A 24,313-nucleotide genomic window follows, 5' to 3' on the forward strand; every position below is an offset into this window, starting at 1 on the left:
CAAGTACACGGCGTGCGGCATGCGCGATTTGCCGGAAATGCGGACCCGACCAGGCGACGCGAACCGCAGGGCAGCGCTTGATTCCGCGAAAAAGTGTGACGTACGCCTCACTTTTTCCTGCGGTACCGCAATCACTTAAGGTAATTGACGCACTCCAAAGCGATCATCACGCCTCGACGCCGAGCTCCCGCTGCTTGCGCCACCGGATCCCGGCGTCGATGAACGAGTCGAGGTCGCCGTCGAAGACCGCGGTGGGGTTGCCCGTCTCGTACTCCGTCCGGAGGTCCTTGACCATCTGGTACGGGTGGAGGACGTAGGAGCGCATCTGATCGCCCCAGGAGCCGGCCACGTCGCCGCGCAGCGCGTCCATCTTCGCGGCCTCCTCGGCCCGCTTGAGGGCCAGCAGCTTGGCCTTCAGCACGCCCATGGCGGTCGCCTTGTTCTGGATCTGGGAGCGCTCGTTCTGGCAGGAGACGACGATGCCGGTCGGGATGTGGGTCAGCCGCACCGCCGAGTCGGTCGTGTTGACGCCCTGGCCACCGGGGCCGCTGGAGCGATACACGTCCACGCGCAGCTCGTCGTCGGGGATCTCCACGTCGTCGGTCTGCTCGACCACCGGCACGACCTCGAGCGCCGCGAACGACGTCTGGCGGCGGCCCTGGTTGTCGAACGGGCTGATGCGCACGAGCCGGTGCGTGCCCGACTCGACCGACAGCGTGCCGTACGCATACGGCGCCTTCACGGCGAACGTCGCGGACTTGATGCCCGCCTCTTCGGCGTAGGAGGTGTCGTAGACGTCGGTCGCGTAGCCGTGCCGCTCCGCCCAGCGCAGATACATCCGCATGAGCATGTCGGCGAAGTCGGCCGCATCGACCCCACCGGCGCCCGCGCGGATCGTCACAAGAGCTTCCCGGGAGTCGTACTCCCCGGACAGCAGCGTCCGCACCTCAAGCTCTTCGATCGACTTGCGCAGCCCGCCGATCTCGTCGCCGACCTCGCTGAACGACGAGACGTCACCCTCGGCCTCGGCCAGCTCGAGCAGGACCACGGCGTCGTCGAGGCGCCCGCGCAGCCGCTCGAGCTTCGTGATCTCGCCCTGGACGTAGGACAGGCGCGACGTCACCTTCTGTGCGGCGACCTGGTCGTCCCACAAGTTGGGAGCCGACGCCTGCTCCTCGAGATCGGCCTTCTCCTTGCGCAGGCGGTCGAGGTCGAGCACCGCCTCGATGTTGCGAAGGGTGCCGTCAAGTTGCTTGAGAGCCTCGGCGTGGTCCAGAGCAGTCACGCGTCAAGACTACGCCGGGTCGCGAAGGGCTATTTGCCCGGCGCGCTCTTGAGCCACGTGAGCGCGGCCTTGTGATAGCCGACCGCGAATTCGAGCGACGCGGAGAAAAAGTCGTCGCCGGACTTCTTGGCCTCTTTCGCCATCTCGCGCGCCTCGGTGAGCGCCGCGGTGTGGTACTCGGCGGCCTGGGCGTAGACGTCCTGCAGCTGGGCGGAGGACTGCTGGGCGCCGAACGCGACACGTAGGGCCACCGGATTGCGCAGTGACTCGCGCCCCGCGGGCTCGGAAAGCCACCGGGCGAACGCCCGCTTGCCCGCCGGCGTGATCGCATAAGGCTGGCTGGAGCGGGCGCCCGGCTTGCCGAGCTTGACGTATCCGGAGTCGGCCAGGGCGGGCAGTTCCCGGTACACCTGGCTGCGCGTCATCGACCAGTAGGGCCCCAGGCGGCGCTGCGCGGCCGCCATCAGCTGGCCGCCCGTCATCGGCCCCTCGTGCAGCAGGCCCAGCAGCGCCGCCGCGGTCGCGTTCACTCCAGAATCCGCCATGACTCTACGCTGTCATCTTTCGACCGCTCAGTCCAGGATTTCGGCAAATCCACTGTCGACTGTCGCGCTGCGACTGTCGAGTTAGGACAGCCGTTCCACCAGCGTCACCCGAATGTTGGGAACGTGGGAAACGCCGGCATCGACGGGAATGACGGCATAGGGTCGCCGATCCCGGGCAGCCCGGTCTTGGTCGGCGTCGGGTTGGGCGTCGGCTTCTTCGTCGGCGGCTTCTCCCCCGGCCCGGTGGCGGTCTGCCCCGGCTCGGCCGGCGCGGTGCCGGCCCCCGGCGTGGCGCTCTCCCCCGGCGCGGCGGCCGGCGACCCGGAGCCGGCCGGCGCCGGCGTGGTCGCGTTGACCTTCTTGTCGCCGCCGTTGGCCTTCTGGTCGCCGCCGGAGAGCAGCAGCCCGCCGACCGCGAGGCCGAGGATCAGCAGCAGGCCCGCGGCGGCCCCGACGAGCAGCCGGCGCTGGCGGCGCGCCGTGCCGCCGGTGTGCGCCTCGGTGGGCGGCTCCTCCTCCGCGAACTGGCTGAGCGGCTCGAAGTCCCCCGCCACCGCCGGCCGGAGCGGATCGGGCGAACCCGACATTTCCGAAACACGCGGCATATTCGGCGCCCCGGCGGGCCAGAGCGGCGCCGCGATCACGTGCGTCGGCGGCGCAGAATCGGAAATATCCGAAACTGGTGCACTGGACGCGGGTGTGGGCGAAGATGCGGCCACAACCTGGGTCGCCTCGTCGCCGGACGGCGCCGCCGACTCGAAGCGCAGCACCGTGGGCGGCTCATCCGGCGAACCGGTCCGCTGCGGCGGGATCATCATCTCCGCAACGGGCTCCGGATCGGCCCAGAGCGGCTCGCCGGCCGCCACCGCCTCGGCCGCAGCATCATCGGACGCCTCGGCCGGCTCGCCGGGAGAGACCTCCGCGTCGGCGGCGGCCGTCGCACCCTCGGACGCGCCAACCGGCTCGCCGGGAGAGACCTCCCCACCGGCCGCCACCGCCTCGGCCGCCGCACCATCGGACGCGCCAACCGGCTCGCCCGGAGATACCTGTGCGTCGGCGGTGGCCGAATCGCCGGAAGGGGCGACTGCCGCAGCGCCGGGCGATTCCGACAAATCCGAAATTGCCGAAAGGGCCTGCGTGGGCGGCTCAGCCGGCTCGGTGGAGTAGTGCGGGACCGTCGGGGGCTCCGGCAAGGCGTGGGTGGGCAGGTCGGCGACGCCGTGGGGCTCGGTCGGCAACTCGCCGATCGGCACCGCCATCATCAGCGCCGCCGAAGCGGCCGCCGGCGAAGTCGGGGCGGTCGGCAGCGGTACCCAGTCGACGCGGCGGACGGGGGCCTGCACGGGCGCCGTCTGCTCGGCCGAGCGCTGCCAGAACGTGACGGCCTCGGCGGGCAGGCGCGGCAGCGGCTCGAAGCCGTCGAGCGCGCCCTCGGCGGCGCGCAGACGGCCGACGATCGAGGCGGCGGTCGGGCGCATCCGCGGGTCGATCTCCATGCACGCCTCGATCACCGGCCAGAGCGCGGCCGGCATGCCGGGCGGGGGCACGGCCACGCAGTCGGCGTGGCGGCGCAGGACCTCGTTGGGTGATCCGCCGCGGTACGGGCTGCGGCCGCAGATCAGCTCGAAGAGCACCACGCCGAGGGCGTAGACGTCGGCCGACGGGCTCGGCGTGGCGCCCGCGACGACCTCCGGGGAGACGTACTCGGGCGTGGCGTGGGTGGGGCCGGCCGGCCGGTCGAGGCGGCGGGCCACGCCGAAGTCGGCGAGCCGGACCGGGCCGCCGTCGGTCGGCACCAGCAGGTTGCCGGGCTTGACGTCGCCGTGGACGATGCCGTTGGCGTGCACGTACGCGAGCGCGTCGGCCACCTGCGCGACCACCTCGGCGGCGACCGCGGGCGGCAGCGGGCCCTCGGCGCGCAGCCGGCGGCGCAGGTCCGGGCCGTTGACGAGCTCCATGGCGATGGCCAGGACGCCCTTGTCGGTGACGAGGTTCTTGACCCGGATCACGGACGGGTGCTCCAGGCCGGCCAGCAGCTCGGCCTCGCCCAGGAAGCCGTCCTTGAGCTCGGGCACCTCGGCGGCCTCGGAGCGCAGTATCTTGACCGCGACCCACTCGTTCGCCTGCGTGTCGTACGCCCGCCAGACCGCGCCGATCGCGCCCCGGGCAACCTCCGACTCCAGCCGGTAGCGGTTGCCCAGCAGCGTCTTGCCCCCGGTGACCGTCTTCATGACCCGTACCTCCCCCTCACCCCAGACGGTAGGCGAGGGCCGCCACGCAAAACGGGCGCGGTGGGCCCGTTGGCACAAAGACGGGAGTCGTCACATCCGGCCGCAGCTCATTGGTCACCGACGCTATAAGGTCGCGTGTCGTGACGAGAGGCGCACTGGTCCGCTGGCTGCGGGGTCTCGACGAACGCGAGCTCGGCGAGGTGCTGCGGCGCCGGCCGGACGCCCTCGCCGCGCCCGCGCCGAGCGACCTCACCCAGCTCGCGGCGCGCCTGTGCGCCCGCGCGGGCGTCGCCGACGTCCTCGCCACGCTGCCGCTGCCCGCGCTGCAGGTCGTCGAGGCGCTGGCCCGGCTCGGCGAGCCGCCGTTCGAGCGCGCGCTGCTGGCCGAGGAGCTGGGCGTCGAGGCGGACGCGGACGCGGGGCTGGATGCCGCGCTGCGGGTGCTGAGCCAGCGCGCGCTGGTCTGGCCCGACGGCGACACGCTGTGGACCGCGCCGGGTCTGCTGCTCGAGGCCGCCCGGGCCGCGGCGCCCGAGCCGTTCGAGCCGGTGCCGCCCGCGCCGGCGCTGGTGCCGGCCGACCGGGCCGCGATCCGGGCCGCCGCGGCCGAGGCCGCCGGCATCCTGCTCGACCGGGCCGCGACGCTGCTGGCCGAGGCGCCCCTCGCCCGCCGTCGTGGTGACGCCGTTGCCGATGTCGTACTCCAAGCAGGTCTCCTGGCCGCGGAGGGCGCACGGCTGCGACCGACCGCCGCGTACGCCGGCTGGCTCGAGGCCCCGCCCGGCGAGCGGCTGGCCCGGCTGCTCGCCGGCTGGTGGGGCGGCCCGCCCCTGCGCCGGGTCGTCGTGCGCGTCCTGCACGACCTGCCGCCCGACACCGCCGTGGCCGGCGCGGACTCGCTCGCCCCGCTGGTGCGCTGGACCGCGCCGCTGCCCGCGCGGGCGGCGGGGGACGCGCGGGCGGCCGGGCACGCGCGCACAGCCGGGGACGCGCGCACAGCCGGGGACGCGCGAGCGGCCGGGCACGCGCGCACAGCCGGTGACACGCGAGCGGCCGGGCACGCGCGCACAGCCGGGGACGCGCGGGCGGCCGGGGACGCGGCCGTGGGGGAGGTCCTTGCCGAGGCGGCGGCGTTCGGGGTGTGCGCGCTGACCGGGCCGGACACGTTCGCGATCTCGCCGCTGGGGCGTGCCCTGGCCGATGGGCGCTCGATCGCCGAGGTCTCCGCGCTGATGCTGCCCGAGCCGCCGCCGGCCGACCCGGTGCGGGTGCGCGACGTCGGCAGCGTGGTGCTCTGCGAGGACCCGGCGCTGCTGGATGCGGTGGTCGCCGCGCTCGGGCTCGAGCGGCTCGCGCCCACGGTGGCCGGCTCCCGCGAGCCGGCCGCGGAGACGCTGGCCGCCCTGCGCGCCGCCGGCTACCAGCCCGAGCGGGCCCAGGTGAGCGTGCGCCCGGCCGGTGTACCCGCGCGGCGCGCCCGGCCGGCCGTGGAGGTCGACGAGCTGGCGCGCCGTCTTGCCGTACCGCAGCAGCGCGAGGCGTCGCCGCTGGAGCAGATCCGGCGGCGGGCGCCCCAGCTGCGCCCCGAGCAGGCACAGCTGCTCGCCGACGCGGTCGAGCACGGCGGGCCGATCTGGATCCGCTACGTCGACGCGCACGGGCGCGCCTCCGAGCGGGTGATCGAGAACGCCGAGCTCGCCGGGTCGGTGATCGAGGCCTGGTGCCGGCTGCGCCGCGACGATCGGGCCTTCACGCTCGACAAGATCGTCGCGGTCGCACCGTCCCGCGACTGAAAGGGTGACTATGCGCGCACGCCGCAGGCCCGGGAGTCACGGACCGCGCCCACGGCGGACGTCGCGGTAGCACTGGAAAGAGCGACTATGCGCGCACGCCGCAGGCCCGGGAGTCACGGACCGCGCCCACGGCGGACGTCGCGGTAGCACTGGAAAGAGCGACTATGCGCGCACGCCGCGGGCCCGGGAGTCACGGACCGCGCCCACGGCGGGCGTCGCGGTAGCACTGCGTGTGATCTTGTTTTTAGCCCATGTGCGGGTAGCGGTGGTCGGTCGGCGGCACGAAGGTCTCCTTGATCGTGCGCGGCGACGTCCAGCGCAGCAGGTTGTGCCAGGAGCCGGCCTTGTCGTTGGTGCCGGACGCGCGCCCGCCGCCGAACGGCTGCTGGCCGACGACCGCCCCGGTCGGCTTGTCGTTGATGTAGAAGTTGCCCGCGGCGAAGCGCAGCGCGTGCGTGGCCCGGTCGATGGCCGCCCGGTCGGTGGCGAAGATCGAGCCCGTCAGCGCGTACGGCGCGACGGACTCCGCCTGCGCGACCACGGCGTCGAAGTCGTCGTCCGGGAACACGTGCACGGCGAGGATGGGCCCGAAGTACTCGGTGGTGAACACCTCGTGGCCGGGGTCGGTGCACTCCACGATCGTCGGCCGGACGAAGAAGCCCTCGGCGTCGTCGGCGGTGCCGCCGGCCACGACGGTGCACGACGCGGCGTTCTTGATCCGGTCCAGCGCGGCCGCGTGGCGGTCGAACGCGCGCCGGTCGATGACCGCGCCGCCGAAGTTGGTGAAGTCCGCGACGTCGCCGTAGGTGAGCGAGTCGGCGGTCCCGGCCAGCTCGTCCTTGATCGTCGCCCACAGGCTCGCCGGCACGTAGGCGCGCGACGCCGCCGAGCACTTCTGGCCCTGGTACTCGAACGCGCCCCGGATCAGCGCCGTGACCAGCGCCGCCGGGTCGGCCGAGGGGTGCGCGATCACGAAGTCCTTGCCGCCGGTCTCGCCGACGATGCGCGGGTACGAGCGGTACACGTTCTCGGCGACGACGCGGTTGAGCGTGCGGAACACCGCGGTCGAACCGGTGAAGTGGATGCCGGCCAGGTCGGGGTCGGCCAGGGCCACCTCGGACACCGCGAGCCCGTCGCCGGTGACCAGGTTGATCACGCCCGGGGGCAGGCCGGCCGCCTCGAACAGCCGCATCGTGTAGTGCGCCGCGAGCTGCTGCGTCGGCGAGGGCTTCCACACGACGGTGTTGCCCATCAGCGCGGGCGCCGAGGGCAGGTTGCCGGCGATCGCGGTGAAGTTGAACGGCGTGATCGCGTAGACGAAGCCCTCGAGCGGGCGGTGGTCGAAGCGGTTCCACACGCCGGCCGACGAGCGGGGCTGGTCGGCCAGGATCTGGCGGCCGAAGTGGACGTTGAAGCGCAGGAAGTCGATGAGCTCGCAGGCCGAGTCGATCTCGGCCTGGATCGCGGTCTTGGACTGCCCGAGCATGGTGGCGGCGTTGAGCGTGTCGCGCCACGGGCCCGACAGCAGGTCGGCGGCGCGCAGGAAGACGGCGGCCCGTTCGGCGTACGGCAGGTCGCGCCACGCCGGCGCCGCCCGCTTCGCCGCCGCGACCGCGTCCGCGGCGTCGCCGGTGGTCGCGTTGTGTGTGACGCCCAGCACATGGCGGTGGTTGTGCGGCTCGACGACCTCGATCGGCTCGCCCGCGGCCATCCGCGCCGTGCCGTCGATGGTCATGGTCAGGTCGTGCCGCTCGGCGGCCAGCTCCGCGACGCGGCGCTGCAGTGCGGCCCGTTCCGGGGTTCCGGGGGCGTAGCCGTGCACGGGCTCGTTGTTCGGCTCGGGCACAGTGAGCAAGGCATCCATGAGGGTCTCCCACGTCGTCTTTGGCGAGGTTCTCTTCATCCTCGCACGGGCGGCGGCCCGGTCCGGCCGCTCGCGTACGCTGCTTCATCGTGGGTGTCAAGCAGGCTTCGTTGACAGAGCGGACCGCGGATCTCTGGCGGCCGGCGCGGGCGGTGTTCGTGGCCGGGTTCGCGCTGGTGCTGCTGTTCCTGACGCTTTTTTCGGCGTACGGGCACGTGCCCGGCCCCGCCGTCGCCGCGCTCGTGCTGCCGGGCGTGCTGACCCCCACGCTGATCGCCGGCGCGGCGCTCGGCGTGCTGGCGGTGGGCCGGTTCGCCCCCGAAGCGCAGTGGCGGCGCCGGCTGCTGTACGGCGGCCTCGGCGGCCTGCCGGTCGGGCTGCTGGCCATGGGCGGGATGCTCGCGGCGTACCACACGGGCCCGTCCGTCGCCTACGTCGCGACCACGGTCGCCGTCGCCGGCGTGCTCGGCGGCCTGATCGCCGCGGCCCAGCCGGTCAGCGCGATCGTGGCGGGCGCCGCCGCCGGCGTGCTGGCCTCGGCGATCGGGCTGCTCGTGGCGTACTTCCAGAACGACCTCGTCAACCTCTTCGGCAACCAGGAGACCGTCGGCAGCATGGCCGACGCGTCCTACCGGCTCCAGCTGACGACGTCGATCGTCAGCGGCCTGGCGGCCGGCGCGCTGGCCTTCGGCTACCTGCGCCGCACGGGCCTGGCGCTGCCGTGGCCGGCGTACCCGCTGGCCGGGGCCGTCCCGGGCCTGCTCACGCTCGGCGCCGCGCTGGTCGGCTGGATCGGCGGCCTGCCGCTGTCGCACGCGGTGGCCAGGGACAGCGAGTTCGACGCGGCGATCATCGCCAACCGGCTGCCCGAGCAGGTCAACCACGGGCTGATCCTGCTGTTCGCGGGCGCGTTCCTGGCGATGATCCTGGTCGGGCGGACCCTGAAGCGGGCCTAGTCCCCTTCGCTCAGCTCACCAGCTGATCGATCTCCGAGGGGTCGTACCACTCCAGCTCGTGGTCCTCGGCCCCGTCGACCGTGAACTGGGCGTCCGGGTCGCCGGCCTCGGCCTCCTCGACGACGTCCGCGGCCGCCGAGACGTCGCCCTCGGCCGCCTGCCCGTCGACGTGGATCGCCGCGACGGTCCGCAGCGCGACCCTGGTCGAGACCTCGACCAGGCTCGAGCCCAGCTCCAGCCCGGTCATCTTCAGGACCGTGCCCGGCAGGTCGGCCGAGACCACCACCCGCCGGCGGGGCGCCTTGGCGTCGTGGCGCAGCAGGCGCAGGGCGCTCTGGGCGGCGCGGGTGAAGGCGACGTACTCGAGCTCCTCCTCGTCGCCCTCCGCGTACCACTCGCGCAGCGCCGGAGTGACGGCGTGCGCCTCGACGGGCGGCGGCAGTTCCCCGCTCTCCCGCAGGACGGCGAGCTGAGCGAGGGTCGCGGGCAGATACACGCGCGTGAGGTCCGTCGTCACGCTCCTTGTACTACACCCTGGTCCGGCTTTCGACACGCATGTCGCGCGTGTCGGTCCCGATTGGGACCCGCCCGAGAGTCGTCGTAACCAGTGGGAAGCGAACGGTGGCAAACTGAGCCGATGGAGCCGCGATTCCTGCTCATGGCCGACGTCGCCGAGCAGTTGAACGTGTCGACCTCGCAGGTGTACCACATGGTGCGCAGCGGGGAGCTGCCCGCGATCAAGGTGGGCGGGCGCGGCCAGTGGCGCATCGAGCGGAGCAAGCTCGAGGAGTACATCGAGCGCAAGTACGCCGAGACGGCCGAGTGGGTGCGCAGCAACCCGCTGGTCGACCGCGACGACTCGGACGAGTTCTGACCCCTGGTCTTCTTTCCGCTCCTTTTGATCACGGCCCTGCCGGGTTGATCACGGCTCCCCGGCGTGCGTGAACGGACGTATGCCGCGGAACCGGGCGAAGGCAAACGTAAGCAAACGCAGGATTCTTGACGATATTGTGCGCGCTCGATACAAAGGTTGTGGGAGGCAATCGAAAGCAAACGCAAGGATCGGGGGGCAAGTTCCATGACGGTGATCACCGAACGACGGCCACGCCGCGGCGCCCGGACGCGCCGCACACCCTGCGGCCCGGCGGTCGTGCTGCGCATGCCACCGCCCCTGGACCCGCCGGTCGACCCGCCACCGGAGCCGCCGCTGGACATGGACCAGCTGCCGTTCGAGTGGCCCGGCTCGCCGCCGCCGCCCGCCGTGACCCCGCCGCCGCAGCCCCGCCCGCGCCCGGCCCCGACAACGGCAGACGGCCGCCGCTCAACCGCGTACGCCGCGGCCCAGAAGTTCGTCAGCCTGTGCGTCGAGATCCTCAACGGCTACCGCCCACCGGCGCAGTTGCGCCCGATGACGTCCCCGAAGCGCTTCACGGAGATCAGCGACCAGCTCCTGCGCCGCACGGTCCGCATCCGCATGACCCCCGGCGAGGCCGCCCGCCGCGGCCACCTGGTCCGCGCCCGCCGCCTGCTGCTGAGCGAGCCCTTGGACGGCATCGCCGAGGCGGTCGTGGTCCTGGAGCACGGCGAGGCGACGTGGGCGATGGCGATCCGCTTGGAGCGCACGGATCGGCGCAGCGTCGGCGTACTCGGCTGGATCTGCACCGTGGTCACCGTCCTATAGGCCAGACCTCGGTCCGCCGGAGGCCGTCCCGATCACGGGGCGGGGCGGCCTCCGGCACACACCATCCGCCGCGCGCGGCCGTTCCGATCACGGGGCGGAGCGGCCACCGCGTCCTGCCATCCGCCACACACGGCTGGCAACACGCGACGCGGGCGGCGGGACGCTCAACCACCTGGCGGCCGTCCCGATCACGGGGTGGGACGGCCGCCGGGATGCACCATCCGCCACACGCGGCCGGCAACACACGACGCGCGGGGCGGGACACTCAACCACCTGGCGGCCGTCCCGATCACGGGGTGGGACGGCCGCTAGGACGCACCATCCGCCACACGCGGCCGGCAAGACGCGACGCGCGGGGCGGGACACTCGACCGCCTGGCGGCCGTCCCGATCACGGGGTGGGACGGCCGCCGGGACGCACCATCCGCCACACGCGGCCGGCAAGACGCGACGCGCGGGGCGGGACACTCGACCACCTGGCGGCCGTCCCGATCACGGGGTGGGACGGCCGCCGGGATGCACATCCGCCGTGCGCGGCCGGGGAGGGACGACGCGCGCGGCGGCTCCGGAGGGCGCATGGTCCCGGATTCGGTGGGCCGGGCCATGCCCTCCACGGCGGCCATCGCACTCCACACCGTGCCGGGGTGCGATGGCCGCCACCCGAACACCGCCGGGAACCCCCGGTGCGCTCGGTAGCCATGGGGGCAGCGGGCGCACTGGGCACCACACCCACCACCCGAACGCGGCCGCCGCGGATCTGCAGGGCCCAGACCGCGGCGGCCGCCTCGCCGTCGACGTTCGCCCCGCCGCCAGCCGCAAGGCCGACCGGGAGGCGCGGTGTCGACCCGCGCAGCCAGCGCCCGTGCCGCTAGGGCCGCGCCTGCGCCGCCAACCCCGCACACTCGCCGCCGCACCGCACGCTCACCGCCGACAGGCCGGCCCACGCCGCCGCCGGACCGCCCCCACGCCGCCGCCGGACCGCCCCTCGCCGCCGACAGGCCGGCCCACGCCGCCGCACCGCACGCCCACCGCCAGGCCGGCCTTTGCCGGGCCACACGCTGGCCACCGCCGGCCCGAGCCCCTCGCCAGGCCCCACGCTCGCCGCCGGGCTGGGCCCTCACCGGCCCGCACGCTCGTCGCCGCCGGGGCGCGCCCTCGCCGCCGGGCCAAGCAACCCGCCTTGGCAGGTTGCGGCCGTCACCGCCGCGGGTCGGCTCGCGGTCGCGGCGTCGGTGGCGGTCATCGTTGGGAGCGCTTGATCGGGAGCGCGAACGGTGGCGCGGGGGTGCGGCAGCGCAAAGGGCGGGCGACCCCGACGTGAGCCGGGGTGCCCGCCCTTCACACGGACGACGGTGGGCGGCCTAGGCCGGGCCGCCGGGGGCGCCGTGGCAGCGCTTGTACTTCTTGCCCGAGCCGCACGGGCACGGGGCGTTGCGGGACGGGCCGTTGCTCGCGACCGCCTGGCCCGGGGAGGGCTTGCGGCCGCTCTGGTTCGGCAGCGGCGGGCCCGAGCGGCGCGGGTTGCCGCGCTCGCCGGCGCCGTTGGTGCCGACGCCGAGTGCGGGGGCCGCGGGGGCCTCCTGCTCGATCACCACGCCCGACTCGCCGGCGGCGCCGTCGATCGTGGGGGCCGAGTACTGCAGGGCGCGCGGGGCCCGGGCGCCGAGGCCCTTGGCGCGGATCTCCACGTGGGGCTCGGGCAGCGGGACCGAGGGGGTCTCGCCGTCGATTTCGCCCTCCGCCGCGACGGCCTCGAGCTCGGGGACGGCCTCCTCGACCTGGACCTCAAGGTTGAACAGGAAGCCGACCGCCTCCTCCTTGATGCCCTCCTGCATCTGCTGGAACATGTCGAAGCCCTCGCGCTGGTACTCGACCACCGGGTCGCGCTGCGCGTAGGCCCGCAGGGTGATGCCCTCCTGCAGGTAGTCCATCTCGTACAGGTGCTCGCGCCACTTGCGGTCGATGACGTTGAGCAGCACCTGGCGCTCCAGCTCGCGGACGGCCTCGGAGCCGAGCTCCTCCTCGCGGCGGTCGTACGCGGCGTGGGCGTCCTCGATGAGCTGGACACGCAGGAACTCGGGGTCGAGCTGGCCGTTCGACTCCTCCTCGAGGTCCTCGATCGTGATGCCGACCGGGTAGAGCTGCTTGAGGTTGGTCCACAGCTGCTCGAGGTCCCAGTCCTCGGCGGTCTCGCCGAGGGAGGTGGCGCCGACCACATACGCGCCGACGACGTCGTCGATCATGTTGCGGACCTGGTCGCTGAGGTCCTCGCCGTCGAGGACGCGCTTGCGCTCGGCGTAGATGACCTTGCGCTGCTTGTTGAGGACCTCGTCGTACTTCAGAACGTTCTTGCGGATCTCCGCGTTCTGCGCCTCGATCTGGGTCTGCGCGCTCTTGATCTGGCGCGTGACCATCTTCGACTCGATCGGCACATCCTCGGGGATGTTGAAGCGGTCCATGACGGCCTCGACGGCGCTGGCCCGGAAGCGGCGCATGAGCTCGTCCTGCAGCGACAGGTAGAAGCGGGACTCGCCCGGGTCGCCCTGCCGGCCGGAGCGGCCGCGCAGCTGGTTGTCGATGCGCCGCGACTCGTGCCGCTCGGTGCCGAGCACGTAGAGGCCGCCGACGTCGGTGACCTCCTCGGACTCCTGCTCCACGAGCGCCTCGATCTCCGGCAGGAGCTCGTTGAACGCCTTCTCGTAGCCCTCCGGGTCCTCCTCCTCGAGGATCCCGCGCTGGCGCAGCTCGGCGTTGGCCAGGTACTCCGCGTTGCCGCCGAGCAGGATGTCCGTGCCGCGGCCGGCCATGTTGGTGGCGACCGTCACCGCGCCCTTGCGGCCGGCCTGCGCGACGATCTCCGCCTCCTTGGCGTGGAACTTCGCGTTGAGCACGGCGTGCGCGACGCCGCGGCGGCGCAGCAGCTGCGACAGCAGCTCGGACTTCTCGACGGAGACGGTGCCGACCAGGATCGGCTGGCCGAGGGCGTGGCGCTCGACGATGTCGTCGACGACGGCGTTGTACTTCGCCTTCTCGGTCTTGTAGATGACGTCCGGGTGGTCCACACGGATCATCTGCCGGTGCGTCGGGATGGAGACCACGCCGACGTTGTAGACCTTGTTGAACTCGGCGGCCTCGGTCTGCGCCGTGCCGGTCATGCCGGAGAGCTTGCTGTAGAGCCGGAAGAAGTTCTGCAGGGTGATCGACGCGAGCGTCTGGTTCTCCTGCTTGATCTCGACGCCCTCTTTGGCCTCGATGGCCTGGTGCATGCCTTCGTTGTACCGCCGACCGTGCAGGATGCGCCCGGTGAACTCGTCGACGATGAGGACCTCGCCCTCGTTGACGACATAGTCCTTGTCGCGCTTGTACAGCTCCTTGGCCTTGATCGCGTTGTTGAGGTAGCCGACGAGCGGGGTGTTCACCGACTCGTACAGGTTGTCGATGCCCAGCTGGTCCTCGACCTTGGCCACGCCGCGCTCGGTGACGGAGATGGTGCGCTTGGACTCGTCGACGTCGTAGTCGGCCTCGCCCTCCTTGCCGCGCTTGAGGCGGTTCACCACGCGGGCGAACTCCTGATACCAGCGCGCGGACTGCTCAGCGGGGCCCGCGATGATCAGCGGGGTGCGGGCCTCGTCGATGAGGATCGAGTCGACCTCGTCGACGATCGCGAAGTTGTGGCCCCGCTGCACGAGCTCGTCGCGCGACCAGGCCATGTTGTCGCGCAGGTAGTCGAAGCCGAACTCGTTGTTGGTGCCATACGTGATGTCGCACTGGTAGGCGGCCCGGTGCACGGCGGACGGCTCGTTGGGCCCGACCACGCCGACGGTCAGGCCGAGGAAGCGGTGAATCCGGCCCATCCACTCGGCGTCGCGGCGGGCGAGGTAGTCGTTCGTGGTGACCACGTGGACGCCCTTGCCGGACAGCGCGTTGAGGTACGCCGGGAGGACGCACGTCAGCGTCTTGCCCTCACCGGTCTTCATCTCGGCGATGTTGCCGTAGTGCAGGGCCGCGCCGCCCATGATCTGCACGTCGTAGTGTCGCTGCCCGAGCACCCGGGAGGCGGCCTCGCGGGCCACGGCGAACGCCTCCGGCAGGATGTCGTCCAGCGTCTGACCGTCGGCGAGTCGCTCCTTGAACTGCTCCGTCATGCCGGCGAGCTCTTCGTCGGTCAGGTCGGCATACTCGTCCTCCAGCGAGTTGACGGCGTCGGCGACGGCCTTCAACTTGCGCACCATCCGGCCCTCGCCGGCGCGGAGGATCTTCTCGAAAATCGACACGGGTCAGCGCTCCCTCAAACGTCTGCGACCCATCGTAGGCGGCTTTTCCGCCGACCTGCCGCCCCCGCCCGCCTACTCTACGGACACCGAGCCCCAAAGGCGGACAAATCACACGGTGTACCGCAGAAATATCCGTCTCCTGACGCGGAGGCATACGGCAGGATCGGCGTTCATGGAGCCGATCGAACTCGCCACCGACGGGCTCGTCCTGCGCGCCTGGCAGCCCGACGACGCCGAGGACGTCTTCCGCGCCTGTCAGGACCCCCTCATCCAGCGCTGGACCATGGTCCCCGTCCCCTACCTGCACGAACACGCCGAGGACTACACGGGCGCGATCACCCGCGCGGCCTGGGCGGCCCAGACTGCGGCGCCGCTGGGCGTCTTCGACGCCCGCTCGGGTGAACTGCTCGCCTCGGCCGGCCTGGTCGCGCTCGACCTGCCCAATCGCAACGCGGAGCTGGGCTGCTGGGTCGCGCCCTGGGCCCGCGGCCGGCGGGTCGCCGAGCGCTCGGGCCGCGCGGTGGCGCACTGGGCGTTTGAGGTGCTCGGGCTGCGCCGGCTCATCTGGCGGGCCGAGGTCGGCAACCACGCCTCGAAGCTCAGCGCGGAGCGGATCGGCTTCACGTTCGACGGCGTGGTGCGCGCGGGGTTGCCCGCGAAGGCCGGCGGCTTCACCGACTGCTGGTACGGCGTGCTGATGCCCGGCGAGGTCTGCGACACCCCGCCGGCCTGGGTCGCCCCTGGCGGCCCCGGGGCCCGCCGCGCCCGCGCTTTCAGCCAGCCGCCCGAGCGCCTGCCCGCGGGTGCGTGCACGCTGCGGGCGCTGCGCGAGAGCGACCTCGACGACGTCGTGGCCACGTTTCGCGACCCCGGCACGGTGCAGTGGACGTCGATCCCGCTGGACTACCGCCCCGAGCAGGGCCTGGACTTCATCCATGTCACCTATCCCTCCATGTGGCTGCGCGGCACCGGCGCGGGCTTCGCGTTCGCCGACCGGGACGACCGGTTTGCGGGCACCGTCGACGTGCGCATCAACCCGATCGATCCGGTGACCGCCGAGGTCGGCTTCTCGGCGGCACCTTGGGCACGCGGCAAGGGCTACACCACGGATGCCGTTCGCGCCGCGTGCGCCTACGGCTTCGACCGCCTCGCGCTGGGCCGCATCGTGTGGCGCGCCCACGTGGGCAACGATGCGTCCCGCCGCGTGGCGGAGAAGGTCGGCTTCGTGGTGGAGGGTGTTCAGCGCGATAGCTGCGTGCAACGCGGCGAGCGCCTTGACGGCTGGATCGCGACCCTGCTGCCCGGAGACCTGTCATGAAGCTAGCACTGCGCCGGTGGCGCCAGGACGACGCCAAGATCATTGTCGCTGCGTGCACGGATACAATTACGCAGCGGTACCTTCCGTTGCTCCCGTCCCCCTACACCCACGCGGATGCGCTAGCGTTCATCGAGCGGGGCGCCACCGAGCGGGCCGTGGTCGACGCTGACAGCGACGAGGTCCTCGGCGCGATCGGCTGGCGGCCGGGCCGCGACAACACGGCCGAGATCGGCTACTGGGTCGTGCCGGCCGCGCGCGGGCGGCGGGTGGCCAGCACGGCGGTGGAGCTGCTCAGCGCCGAGCTGTTCCAAACCGATTTCCAGCGGTTGTACCTCCAAACGGCCCTGACCAATGTCGCAAGCCAGCGGGTGGCGATCGCGGCGGGGTTCACCCGCGAGGGCATCGCGCGCGGTGCGTCGCGCTGGCGGGACGGCACCCGCTACGACACGGTCGTCTGGGCGCGGCTCGCCGACGACCCGCCCGGCCCGAGCCCGCGGGCCCTGCCCGACCTGCCGGACGGCCGGCTCACCGACGGCGTCGTGGTCGTGCGGCCGATGGTGGCGGAGGACGGCCTCGTGACGTACAACTTGCGGGTCCTGCCGGAGGTGAGCGGCCGCTCTGTGGTGGGCACACCGGCCGACCCCGCGGTCATCGCGCGCCAGTGCGCCGAGTCCGCCTCGAAGTGGCTGGCCGGGCAGCGGGCCGAGATGACGATCTGGCGGGCCGACGACGACGCGTACCTCGGCGAGATCGCGGTCTACTACGCCGAGCCCGTGCTGCGCGAGGCAATGATCGGCTACAGCCTCATGCCGGAGGCGCGCGGGCACGGGTACGCCGCGCGGGCCGCCCGGCTGGTCACCGACTGGGGGTTCGAGAGCGGCATGGCGCGGATGATCGCCGGCACCGCCGTTGACAACATCGCCTCCCAGCGCGTGCTGGAGGCGGCCGGCTACGAGCGAGAGGCGCTTCAGCACGCGCGGCTGCCCGGCCCGGACGGCACCCGGCTGGACAACGTCATGTTCGCCAAGGTGCGCCCGGCCGCTGCCTGATCGCCCTCGCGACGGCGTTGGGCGCGGGCGACGGCTTCGGCGGCGCCCACAACGCCAAGGCCGCGCTCCGGTTCGCGGGCGCGGCGAGGCAATTCTGTCTGGCGCCGCCGAGCCGCCGGCCCCGCGCCGCGAGCCGAGCCCTAGTCGCCGGCCCCGCGCCGCGAGCCGAGCCCTGGTCCTGCGCCACCGCGCGGCATTGCCGCGGCATCGGCATGCGCAGGACGGTCTCGCGCTACCCGGGCCGCGCACTCACGCCTCCACGTCACGCATGCGGGCCTCCACGCCGCGCCCGCGCCCAGCCCCACGCCGCACGCGCGATCGCCTTCGTGCCGTGTCGGCGCTGGCCAGCGTGCCGTGACGGGCTCGGGGGCGTAGCGGCGCGAGGTCGGTGGTCTCCAGGCGGGCCATGCGTCGGCGCATCGACAACGTTGCGTTCGCCAAACTGCGCCCGGCGGCCACCTTCGCGTCACGTCACGTTGCCGTGGGCCAACTTACGTATGGCCCATGCGTCGTCGTGCAGTGATTTCCGGCATGGGCGTGGCCGCCGGCGCGGCCGTCCTGCCCGCAGCACTTGTCAGCCCCGCCGCGGCCTACGCCCACGACTCCGACCAGGACCGCCACCGCCCGGGCCGGCCGCTGGTCATCGGCCACCGCGGCGCGAGCGGCCACCGGCCCGAGCACACCATCGGGTCGTACACGCTCGCCATCGAGCTCGGCGCCGACTTCATCGAGCCGGACCTCGTGCCGACCAAGGACGGGCAGCTCGTCGCGCGGCACGAAAACGAGATCGGCGGGACGACCGACGTCTCGACGAAGCCGCAGTTCGCCTCGCGCAAGACCACCAAGACCGTCGACGGTGTCGCCGTCACCGGGTGGTTCACCGAGGACTTCACGCTCGCCGAGCTCAAGACGCTGCGCGCCATCGAGCGGCTTCCCGCCGTGCGGCCGCACAACGCGATCTACAACGGGCTGTTCGAGATCCCGACCTTCCAGGAGGTCATCGACCTCGCCCGGGAGCAGGGGCGCAAGGTCGGGCGGACCATCGGGGTGTACCCCGAGACGAAGCACCCCACCTACTTCCGCGGCATCGGCCTGGAGCTGGAGCCGCTGGTCGCCAAGGTGCTCAAGCGCAACGGCCTGGCCGGGCGCAACGCGGCGGCGTTCCTGCAGTCGTTCGAGCCGACCAGCATCAAGAAGCTGCGCGGGCTCGTCGACACGCCCTCGGTCGTGCTACTGGACCAGGTCGGGCAGCCCTTCGACTTCAAGACCAGCGGCGACCCGCGCACCTGGGCCGACCTCGCCACCCCGGCCGGCCTGGACTACCTCAAGGCGTTCACCGACGGCGTCGGCGCCACGAAGAACCTGGTCATCGCCCGCGACGCGGACGGCAACCTGCTGCAGCCGACGGCGCTCATCCACGACGCGCACGCGCGCGGCCTCAAGGTCCACTCGTGGACCTTCCGCAATGAGAACCAGTTCCTGCCGCTGAACCTGCGCACGAGCACCGACCCCAACGCGTGGGGCAACATCCTCGAGGAGGTCCGGATCTTCCTCGCGGCGGGGCTCGACGGGCTCTTCGCCGACTACGCGGACACGGCGGTGCTCGCCCGGGACCTGTTCCTGAAGTCCTCCGGCCGCTGACATCTCGCTCGGGGGCGGGCCCACGGCACCGGGCCCGCCCCCGAGCGTTCGCTTACATGCCCAGGCTCATGACGCCGTAGTCGTACGCGCGGCGGCGGTACACCACGCTCGGTCGCCCGGATTCCTTGTCGTTGAACAGATAGAAGTCGTGGCCGAGCAGTTCCATGTGGAACAGGGCGTCGTCCACGGTCATCGGCTCGCCCGGGTGCTCCTTCTCGCGCACAATGTGCCAGGGCTGGTCGTCGGCCTCCTCGACGAGGTCAAAGCCCTCACCGGCGCGCGCAGCCGGCGCGGCTTCGGTCTTCGTGGCCAGTGTTGTGCCGTTGTTCCGCTCGGGTGGCGTGAATGCGAGTGACGCGGTCGCCGCGGCGACGGAAACCGGCGCGTGCCGGCCCCGATGGACCCGTCTGCGATCAGCGGCCCGGCTGAGCCGGCTGTCCAGCTTCGCGATCGCGGTGTCCAACGCGCTGTAAAAATCGGCGGCGCAGGCTTCCGCTCGGATCACCGGACCACGCGAGTAGCACGTGATCTCGACTCGCTGACAGTGATCGGATTGACGCGGATTGCGCTCGTGAAACAGCTCGACGTCGACGCGGATGAGCTTGTGGTCGTATCGCTCGACCTTCGACAGCTTGTCTGCCACATGCTGCCGGTAATGGTCGGGCACCTCGACGTTGCGGCCCTTGACGACGATGTCCACTCCTGACCTCCCCCACGGGTACTTCACAGATTCGGGTTCGGGTTTTCGGTTCTCAGATTCGGCCGGAAACGCGCCTCCCCAGAGGCTCAGCCCGCGCGGCACGCGACCGAACAGCGGGTGTCAGGTCCTCCCTTCGCGCGGCCGGACTCGCCACGGAACGCTTACAAGCGGCCAGGGCGAGCGTTGGTCGTCTCTCGACGTTAAACCGAGGACAGCCACTAGTCACCCCCGGTTCAGAAGAACGCTGCATTCCCACGCCGAAACCCTCCCGAGGGATTACCCCACGCTACGCGCGAAGTCACTTTCCGTACAAATCGGATATTTCGCGTGTTCTAGTGCTGACGTTGCGTAGCCCCTCACCCCGGAGAGTCCTACGGTTCCCACCCCCGATCGGCTCAAACCACCCCGCTCGCCGACGGTCCCCGGCGGCGTTGAGTAGCGGCGAGGACCGCGGTCCGATGCACGGCGATTCCCGCCTCCGCGAGTGCGCCGCCGGCCGCGGCGAGGGTGACCCCGGTGGTGACGATGTCGTCGACGAGCACCACGGCGGCCCCGCTGCGCCTCAGGTGCTCCCGCAACGTCGCGATGCGACCCCGATGCACCGCAAACGCGTGCCGGGCGGCCCGGGTCCGCTCAACGGCCGACAGCTGCGCCGAGTCCTCGGCCTTCGGCAGCGCCCGTAGCGGCCGGGCGATCGCCGCGCCGGGCAGCACCCGGGCCGTGCCGCGCACGAGCCGGAGCATGTGGTCGCCGTGCCGCCGCCGGATCGCGGCCGCGGTCGCCGGCACCGGGACCAGCACGACCGGCCCCGCCGGCACCGCCCGGGCGGCCACCCGGGCGAGCAGCTCGCCGAGCGCTCCGGTCAGCTCGTGCCGGTTCTCCTCCTTGTACTGCACGATCGCCCGCCGCAGCGCCCCTGCGTAGGCGGCCAGCGCGTACGTCGGCGGGAGCCCGGCCGGCTCCGGATCCGGCCGCGTCCGCTGCGGCCGCGCCTCGGCGAGCGCCACGCGGCACGGCTCGCACAGCGCGCGGACGGACGGCTCGTCGCACCCCGCACACGTCGCCGGCAGCACGAGGTCGACGAGCCCCTCGATCATCCCGCCGACCCAGCCGCCCAGCGGCCCACGAGTCGGCATCGCGCCACCGCGCACCGGCTGGATGCCGGCCGGCGCGCCGCGGCGGCTCGAGGAACCACTGCGCAGCGACTCGCCACGGCCGCCGCGCGGCATGTCGGCACGCCGCGCCGGACCACGGCCGGGCGGCACGGCAGCGGGACCGGGCGGCACGGTCAGTCCGGGTAGAAGGGAGCGGTCGGGTTGATCGGCTCGGCGGACGAGGGGGGATCCGGGAGCTGCAGCGGGCCGATCTCGTTGCGGAAGACCTCCTGCGCCCGGTTGCCGGCCTCGACCATGACGTTGACCGGCGGGTTGGTGAACGACTGCGTAGCGGGCTCGAGCGGATCGCCGACCTGGGCCACCAGGCTCGTCACGATGGGCTGCGGCGTATCGGGGTTGCCGAGCGGCAGGGGGATGCTGGCGGCGCCGTCGAGCGTGATCGCGACGACCGAGTACGGCTTCTCGCCGTACGGCGGCTCCGGGGTTGGCTTGCCGCCGACCACCAGCACCGTCTCGGTCAGCCAGTCGACGGCCTCGTTGCTGCCGAGCAGCGTGTCGATCGGCTGTAGCTGGCCGATAGCGGGGGTGCCGTCCTTGAACTGCAGTGACGCCACCATGACATCGCCGCCGAAGACGAGGGCGATGCGGTGCCCGTCGGGCGCAACGGCGAAGGCCGTGATCTCCGCATTCGTCAGGGGAACGCTGAGGCTCACCCTCACGAGGTTCGCGGACTTGTCGTCGGCCCCGATCCAGAGCACGTTGTCGGCGATGACGAGCACCCGGCGCATCGGGTACGTCATCCACGCCGGGCGGCTCAGCTTCGTGCCGTGCACGTTGGTCTCGAGATATGTGGGCGGCTTGGCCGGCGGCATCTCGGTCGAGCTGACCCACAGCGCCGGTTTGCCCTTGGACGCCGGCGTGTTGCCCGGGCGCACGAGCGCGGCCCGGCTGAACTGGCGGTCGATCGCCGCGGAGGCCACCTGGGTGTTCTGGCCGCCGGCCGCGAAGAGCGGCGTATCACCGGCCGGGGTGCCGGGGAACACAGAGTGGACCACGCCGTTGGCGACATAGAACTTGTCCGGCTGGCTGAAAGAGGTGCCTGCGGTCTGCTGGGAGGTCACGTTGTCCGCGTTGAATCCGCGTTCGGAGTCGGCCGCGTTGGGCTGGTTCTCGATCGTCAGGGTTACCAAGGGGTGGAGGACCAGCGACCACCGGATCTGCCGCGCCAGCGGGGAGAGATCGCCCTTGCCGGCGGCCTTGTTGTTGAGGTTGATCTGGACGCTGCCCGGCTTGACGATCGAGTTGCCCTGGAACTCGTAGTCGCCGGGCAGGGCGGCGACGACTCCCGCCAGCAGCTTACTCGGCCCGGACTTGAGCGCGTCCAGCACCGCGCCGACCCGCTTGACGTCGCTCAGCGTTCGCGGCATGTATCGCATGTCGGGTATCAGCTTCGCGTTGGGGCCGGACTCCCAGAAGTAGATCGGGTTCCAGTCGTACCACCGCTTGAAGCCGTCCTCGCTCAGCAGCACCAGGCCGGTCGAGGCGTCGTTCATGTCCTCGATCCGGAAGCCGCTGCCGACCGGCGCGACCGTGAACGTGGCCTTGAACCCGGCCGTGCGCTTCTCCGGGCTGAGCTGGGCGGGGGTGAAGGTGCCCGACTTGTTGAGCGTGCCGATCGGGTCGACGTCGACCGTGACCTTGTACTTGCCGCCGGGCTGGAGCTCCTGCTTGACCTGCGCCTTCCGGATGACGGTGAGGTCGCCGCCCGGCCGCCACCTGTTCGCCATTGCGTCGGTCATGAACTTCCGCAGCCGATCCAGGACCTCCTGGTTGGGCGGGTCGCTGCTGTCGGCGTTGGAGATGTTGGCCCCGACGGAGGCCTCCAGGAAGTTTGTGACCAGCGCCGACGCCGTGGTCGCCACGTCCGGGCCGTCCGGGTTGGACACCTTCGCGGGCGGGGCCGCGCTCTGGGCCGCCCCGGCGTACTTCGGCTCCGTCTTCGACGGCAGGCCGCACCCGTTCAGCACGAGCAGCGCGCCGACCACGACCACCAGCGCGGCGCGGCTGGCCGACCACCACGAGCGAGCGGGATCGCCGGCGCGCGGCGGGGCGTCGGGCCGATCCGGGCGGCGCAGCGGGTGCGCCGGGAGCAGGCGAGGACGGCCGGGCCGGGTCATGGGGCCTCGCCGATCAGGGCGGCCTCGTCGGCGCGGGCGTCGTCGGGGACCAGGCGCAGGGGCGAGGAGACGAGGCGGTCGCCGCTGCGAGACGGGAGGGTGAGGCGGAATTGGGCGCCCTTGCCCGGCGCGCCCCAGGCCTCCAGCCACCCGCCGTGCAGGCGGGCATCCTCCAGGCTGATCGACAGGCCGAGGCCGGTGCCGCCGGTCTGCCGGGCGCGCGACGGGTCGGCGCGCCAGAAGCGGTTGAACACCAGCTTCTCCTCCCCCGGTTTGAGACCCACTCCGTGGTCGCGAACGGTCACGGCGACCGCGGCGCCGTCGGCGGCCAGGGTGACGATCACCGGCTTGGCCTCGCCGTGCTCGACGGCGTTGCCGACCAGGTTACGCAGGACCCGCTCGACGCGGCGGGGGTCGACCTCGGCGATGACCTCGCCGTCCGGGACCACCAGCTTGAGCGCCACCTTGCACCGCTCGGCGAGCGAGCCGAGCTGGTCGGTGACCCGGCGCACGACCGGGACCAGGTCGGTCGGCTCGGCGTCGAGAGCGGCGAAGCCGGCATCGAACCGGCTGATCTCCAGCAGATCGGTCAAGAGGCCCTCGAACCGGTCGAGCTCGGCCTGCAGCAGCTCGGCGCTGCGGGCGGCGGCCGGGTCGAAGTCGTCGCGGGAGGCGAAGAGCAGGTCGGCCGCCATCCGCACGGTCGTCAGCGGGGTGCGCAGCTCGTGGGACACGTCGGAGGTGAAGCGGCGCTGCAGGCGGGACATCTCCTCCAGCCGCACGATCTGGCGCTGGAGGTTGGCGGCCATCTGGTTGAACGCGGCGGCCAACCGGGCCAGGTCGTCCTCGCCGCGGACCACCATGCGCTGGTCGAGCAGGCCGGCCGACAGGCGCTGCGCGGTGCGCGCGGCGACCCGCACCGGGGTCACCACCAGGCGGGTCATCATCGCGGCGATCAGGGCCAGCAGCGCGACGAGCGCGATGCCGGTCCCGGTGACCACGGCGCCGGTGAACTGGACGAGCTCGTCCTCGGCCTGCAGGGGAATGATGTAGTACAGCTCGATGGGAGAGCCGCCGACCTGGACCGGCGTGCCCATCACGAGGTACTTCTGCGGGCCGCGGCCGTCGTCGATGTCCAGGGTGGCGATCTGCTGGTAGGTCCCGGACTTGTAGGTCCCGGACTTGCCGCCCACCACGAGGTCGCGCATGCCGCGCACCTGCGGGTCGTCCATGACGTACTTGCTGCGCGCCGGCGGCCAGGACACGGCGAGGCTGCCGCTCTGGCGCAGCATGACGACCTCGGACTGCGGGTTGCCGACCGACCCGTAGAGCTGGGACTCGACGCTGCTCAGCGCGGACTGCAGGCCGGGGTCGTCGAGCTGCGTGAAGCCGGTCAGCTCGCCCGTGGCGTAGGCGGCGCCGTTGTCCACCATGATCTTGGTCTGGTCGATCTTGTTCTGCAGCACGCCGTTGCTGATCAGCGACGCGACCGTGTAGCTGAAGGCCAGCACGAGCGCCGCGGACAGCGACAGCGTGATGCCGACGACCCGGAACTGCAGCGAGCGGCGCCACTGCCGGCGCAGCACGGCCCAGAGCCGGCGGAGGCGCCGGCTCACAACCTGCGGCAGGATCCGCCGGGGCCGCAGGCGGCGCGCGCGGAGGATCAGCGGGTCGATGCGAACCAT

Annotated in this window: 17 protein-coding genes; 7 read left to right on the forward strand and 10 right to left on the reverse strand. The window is 72.4% G+C overall.

What is annotated here, in order from left to right; genetic code table 11:
* Positions 1-166 precede the first annotated feature (166 nt).
* From prfB to ACQEVU_RS45515, 3 genes are all read right to left on the reverse strand, one after another.
* Positions 167-1,285 carry a peptide chain release factor 2 gene (gene prfB / locus ACQEVU_RS45505; RefSeq protein WP_433335775.1) on the reverse strand — a complete coding sequence of 373 codons (1,119 nt, stop codon included), beginning with the start codon at positions 1,283-1,285 and terminating at the stop codon, positions 167-169.
* A 29-nt stretch (positions 1,286-1,314) separates the two neighbouring features.
* Positions 1,315-1,830, reverse strand: coding sequence for a helix-turn-helix transcriptional regulator (locus tag ACQEVU_RS45510; protein ID WP_433335777.1), 516 nt, complete (start codon positions 1,828-1,830; stop codon positions 1,315-1,317).
* A 104-nt stretch (positions 1,831-1,934) separates the two neighbouring features.
* Positions 1,935-4,061, reverse strand: a complete 2,127-nt coding sequence (locus ACQEVU_RS45515; protein WP_433335779.1) for a protein kinase domain-containing protein — start codon at positions 4,059-4,061, stop codon at positions 1,935-1,937.
* A gap of 140 nt (positions 4,062-4,201) precedes the next feature.
* On the opposite strand from ACQEVU_RS45515, the gene ACQEVU_RS45520 reads away from it, so the two are divergent.
* Positions 4,202-5,854 (forward strand): hypothetical protein, encoded by a 1,653-nt coding sequence (locus ACQEVU_RS45520; RefSeq protein ID WP_433335781.1) that lies wholly within the window; start codon positions 4,202-4,204, stop codon positions 5,852-5,854.
* 244 nt (positions 5,855-6,098) lie between these two features.
* On the opposite strand, the gene pruA is transcribed toward ACQEVU_RS45520, so the two are convergent.
* Positions 6,099-7,718 carry an L-glutamate gamma-semialdehyde dehydrogenase gene (gene pruA, locus ACQEVU_RS45525; RefSeq protein WP_433335783.1) on the reverse strand — a complete coding sequence of 540 codons (1,620 nt, stop codon included), beginning with the start codon at positions 7,716-7,718 and terminating at the stop codon, positions 6,099-6,101.
* Positions 7,719-7,828: 110 nt separating this feature from the next.
* Here pruA and ACQEVU_RS45530 point away from each other — a divergent pair, with 110 nt between their 5' ends.
* Positions 7,829-8,674 (forward strand): hypothetical protein, encoded by an 846-nt coding sequence (locus ACQEVU_RS45530; RefSeq protein ID WP_433335785.1) that lies wholly within the window; start codon positions 7,829-7,831, stop codon positions 8,672-8,674.
* 10 nt (positions 8,675-8,684) lie between these two features.
* On the opposite strand, the gene ACQEVU_RS45535 is transcribed toward ACQEVU_RS45530, so the two are convergent.
* The gene (locus ACQEVU_RS45535; protein WP_433335787.1) at positions 8,685-9,191 is read right to left on the reverse strand and encodes a DUF6912 family protein; all 507 of its coding nucleotides are present in this window, start codon (positions 9,189-9,191) and stop codon (positions 8,685-8,687) included.
* Positions 9,192-9,311: 120 nt separating this feature from the next.
* Here ACQEVU_RS45535 and ACQEVU_RS45540 point away from each other — a divergent pair, with 120 nt between their 5' ends.
* Together ACQEVU_RS45540 and ACQEVU_RS45545 are read left to right on the forward strand one after the other, a co-directional pair.
* The gene (locus ACQEVU_RS45540; protein WP_433335789.1) at positions 9,312-9,548 is read left to right on the forward strand and encodes a helix-turn-helix domain-containing protein; all 237 of its coding nucleotides are present in this window, start codon (positions 9,312-9,314) and stop codon (positions 9,546-9,548) included.
* Positions 9,549-9,833: 285 nt separating this feature from the next.
* The gene (locus tag ACQEVU_RS45545; protein WP_433335791.1) at positions 9,834-10,355 is read left to right on the forward strand and encodes an Rv3235 family protein; all 522 of its coding nucleotides are present in this window, start codon (positions 9,834-9,836) and stop codon (positions 10,353-10,355) included.
* 1,360 nt (positions 10,356-11,715) lie between these two features.
* Here the strand turns inward: ACQEVU_RS45545 and secA are convergent.
* Entirely contained in the window at positions 11,716-14,628 is a 2,913-nt protein-coding gene (gene secA, locus ACQEVU_RS45550) for a preprotein translocase subunit SecA (protein ID WP_433335793.1), read from the reverse strand.
* A gap of 172 nt (positions 14,629-14,800) precedes the next feature.
* On the opposite strand from secA, the gene ACQEVU_RS45555 reads away from it, so the two are divergent.
* From ACQEVU_RS45555 to ACQEVU_RS45565, 3 genes are all read left to right on the forward strand, one after another.
* Complete coding sequence (locus ACQEVU_RS45555) at positions 14,801-15,946, forward strand: GNAT family N-acetyltransferase (protein ID WP_433335795.1); 1,146 nt, start codon at positions 14,801-14,803, stop codon at positions 15,944-15,946.
* Positions 15,943-16,995 (forward strand): GNAT family N-acetyltransferase, encoded by a 1,053-nt coding sequence (locus ACQEVU_RS45560; protein WP_433335797.1) that lies wholly within the window; start codon positions 15,943-15,945, stop codon positions 16,993-16,995. The genes ACQEVU_RS45555 and ACQEVU_RS45560 overlap by 4 nt, the downstream gene beginning before the upstream one ends.
* A 504-nt stretch (positions 16,996-17,499) precedes the next feature.
* Positions 17,500-18,636 carry a glycerophosphodiester phosphodiesterase gene (locus tag ACQEVU_RS45565; RefSeq protein ID WP_433335799.1) on the forward strand — a complete coding sequence of 379 codons (1,137 nt, stop codon included), beginning with the start codon at positions 17,500-17,502 and terminating at the stop codon, positions 18,634-18,636.
* Positions 18,637-18,688: 52 nt separating this feature from the next.
* On the opposite strand, the gene hpf is transcribed toward ACQEVU_RS45565, so the two are convergent.
* The 4 genes from hpf to mtrB all read right to left on the reverse strand — a co-directional run bounded on the left by hpf (position 18,689) and on the right by mtrB (position 24,313).
* On the reverse strand, positions 18,689-19,336 hold the full coding sequence (gene hpf / locus ACQEVU_RS45570) for a ribosome hibernation-promoting factor, HPF/YfiA family (protein WP_433335801.1): 648 nt from the start codon (positions 19,334-19,336) through the stop codon (positions 18,689-18,691).
* A gap of 395 nt (positions 19,337-19,731) precedes the next feature.
* Positions 19,732-20,472, reverse strand: coding sequence for a ComF family protein (locus tag ACQEVU_RS45575; RefSeq protein WP_433335803.1), 741 nt, complete (start codon positions 20,470-20,472; stop codon positions 19,732-19,734).
* Positions 20,473-20,624: 152 nt separating this feature from the next.
* Positions 20,625-22,628: an LpqB family beta-propeller domain-containing protein gene (locus ACQEVU_RS45580; protein WP_433335805.1), complete on the reverse strand. Its 2,004-nt coding sequence runs from the start codon at positions 22,626-22,628 to the stop codon at positions 20,625-20,627.
* Complete coding sequence (gene mtrB, locus ACQEVU_RS45585; RefSeq protein WP_433335807.1) at positions 22,625-24,313, reverse strand: MtrAB system histidine kinase MtrB; 1,689 nt, start codon at positions 24,311-24,313, stop codon at positions 22,625-22,627. Before mtrB ends, ACQEVU_RS45580 begins: the two co-directional genes overlap by 4 nt.

Source organism: Dactylosporangium sp. CA-139066, assembly GCF_050936175.1.
Lineage (GTDB): Bacteria > Actinomycetota > Actinomycetes > Mycobacteriales > Micromonosporaceae > Dactylosporangium.